This is a genomic window from Sphingorhabdus sp., from assembly GCF_040079335.1.
Lineage (GTDB): Bacteria > Pseudomonadota > Alphaproteobacteria > Sphingomonadales > Sphingomonadaceae > Sphingorhabdus_B.
Map to the genome: position 1 here is coordinate 1 of NZ_JBEBKL010000100.1, position 2,928 is coordinate 2,928.

Below are 2,928 nucleotides of genomic sequence, written 5' to 3' on the forward strand. Positions count from 1 at the left end.
TAGTCGAATCTCCCGCTTCTGCGCTGGTTTGACCCTCCGATGGACACCGTTCGGTCAAACCCTTCGACAAGCTCAGGGCGAACGGTGGAGTGATTTGGCTGGGTCCTTCCCCAATCCCGCGCATGGGCACCGAACACAGAAGGGGTAAATACCATGACCGCCGTTGGACAAGACTCGCTTGGCACCCGCTCGACGCTGAACGTCGGGGGCAAATCCTATGCTTATTATTCCTTGAAAAAGGCGGCGGAAAAGCTGGGCGATGTGTCTCGCCTGCCCTTCAGCATGAAGGTGCTGCTCGAAAACCTGCTGCGTTTTGAAGATGGTGGCTTCACCGTTTCGACCGCGGACGCACAAGCGCTGGTCGATTGGCAGAAGAACCCGACCGAAAGCCAGAACGAGATCCAGTATCGCCCCGCGCGCGTGCTGTTGCAGGATTTCACCGGCGTTCCATGCGTCGTCGATCTCGCCGCGATGCGCGATGCGATTGCGAAGCTGGGCGGCGATACCAGCAAGATCAACCCGCTCGTCCCCGTCCACCTCGTCATCGACCACTCGGTGATGGTCGATGAATTCGGCCACCCCAAGGCGTTCGAGCAGAATGTGGAGATCGAATATTATCGCAATGGGGAGCGTTATGACTTCCTGAAATGGGGTTCCAAGTCGCTCGACAATTTCAAGGCGGTTCCCCCGGGCACCGGCATTTGCCACCAGGTGAACCTGGAGCATATCGCGCAGGCGGTGTGGACCTCGACCGATCAGGATGGCGCGACCGTCGCCTACCCCGACACCTGCGTGGGCACCGATAGCCACACGACGATGATCAACGGGCTGGGCGTGCTCGGCTGGGGCGTGGGCGGGATTGAGGCGGAGGCCGCGATGCTGGGCCAGCCGGTATCGATGCTGATCCCCGAAGTTGTCGGTTTCAAGCTCACCGGCTCGCTCGGCGAAGGCATTACCGCGACCGATCTAGTGCTGACGGCGACGCAGATGCTGCGTGCGCATGGCGTGGTTGGGCGCTTTGTCGAATATTATGGCCCGGGGCTTGCCTCGCTGACGCTCGCCGACCGCGCGACGCTCGCCAATATGGCGCCCGAATATGGCGCGACCTGCGGCTTTTTCGGTATCGACGACAAGACGCTCGATTATATGCGCCTGACCGGCCGCAGCGACGAAGCCGTGGCACTGGCCGAAGCATACGCAAAAGAGCAGGGTTTCTGGATCGATCCTGCGGTGGAGCCGATTTTCTCCTCGACCCTCGAACTCGACATGTCGACGGTGCAGCCCTCGCTCGCGGGTCCGAAGCGGCCGCAGGACAAGGTGGTGCTGCAGCAGGTTGACGATGTGTTCAATGCGGACCTTGCCGAAGTGTACAAGCATGACGGTTTCAAGCGCGTGCCTGTCGAGGGCAAATCGCACGATATTGGCGATGGCGACGTTGTGATTGCGGCGATTACCTCGTGCACCAACACCTCGAACCCCGGCGTGCTGGTGGCCGCGGGGCTGGTCGCGAAGAAGGCGAATGAGCGCGGATTGCGGCCCAAGCCGTGGGTGAAGACTTCGCTTGCGCCGGGATCGCAGGTGGTCACCGACTATCTGGTGAAGGCGGGCCTGCAGGAGCATCTCGACGCGGTGGGTTTCAATCTGGTCGGCTATGGCTGCACCACCTGTATCGGCAACTCCGGGCCTTTGGCGGAACCGATTTCGAAGGCGATCAACGGCAATGATATTGTCGCCGCCAGCGTGATTTCGGGCAACCGCAACTTTGAAGGCCGCGTCTCGCCCGATGTGCGCGCGAACTTCCTCGCATCGCCGCCGCTGGTGGTCGCTTATGCGCTCAAGGGCACGGTGACCGAGGATTTCACCACCACCCCGATCGGCAAAGGTTCCGACGGTGTGGATGTGTACCTCAAGGATATTTGGCCTTCAAATCAAGAGATTAATGACCTGATGACCGCCAATGTCAGCCGCGACATGTTCCTCAGCCGTTACGCGACGGTCTATCAGGGCGACGAACATTGGCAGGCGATCCAGGTCGAGGGCAGCGAAACCTATCAATGGCGCGCGGGCAGCACCTATGTCGCAAACCCGCCCTATTTCGAGGGTCTGGAGATGACCCCCGCCCCGGTCAACGACATCATCGAAGCCAAGCCGCTCGCGATCCTCGGCGACTCGATCACGACCGACCACATCAGCCCCGCCGGCAGCATCAAGGCAGACAGCCCCGCCGGAAAATGGCTTATGGAACATCAGGTTAGCAAATCCGACTTCAACAGCTACGGCGCCCGCCGCGGCCACCATGAGGTGATGATGAGGGGCACGCTGGCCAATATAAGAATCAAGAACGAAATGGTCCCCGGAATCGAAGGTGGCATGTCGCGTTATGGCGATGGTCCGGCCGAACCGATTTACGATGTGGCCATGAAGCACAAAGCCGATGGCACCGCGATGATCATCGTTGCGGGCAAGGAATATGGCACCGGCTCGTCACGCGACTGGGCGGCAAAGGGTACCAACCTCTTGGGCGTCAAGGCGGTACTCGTTGAGAGCTTTGAGCGCATCCACCGTTCAAATCTCGTCGGCATGGGCGTGTTGCCGTTACAGTTCAAGGAAGGCGAAAACCGCCAGAGCCTTGGCCTCAATGGCGATTGCAGCTTCACCATCACCGGCGTGTCAAATCTGAAGCCGCGCCAGACGGTGACGGTCAAGGTCACCCGGTCGGATGGCACGACCTTCAACTTCGACGCGCTGTGCCGCATCGATACCGCCAACGAGCTGGAATATTTCCTCAACGGCGGCATCCTGCATTACGTTCTGCGGAAACTGGCTGCTTAAAATTGAATGTTGTTTGACTAAGTCGTCGCCCCGCACTTGATGCGGGGTTAGGCTTTCACCGGCAGCTGCGACAACAAGCCGAGCCCCGCATCAAGT

1 protein-coding gene is annotated in these 2,928 nt (G+C 60.0%); it reads left to right on the top strand.

Going from position 1 to position 2,928, the window contains the following annotated elements:
* Nucleotides 1–153 precede the first annotated feature (153 nt).
* Nucleotides 154–2,832, top strand: coding sequence for an aconitate hydratase AcnA (gene acnA / locus ABL922_RS14365; protein ID WP_349024896.1), 2,679 nt, complete (start codon nucleotides 154–156; stop codon nucleotides 2,830–2,832).
* Nucleotides 2,833–2,928: the final 96 nt, after the last annotated feature.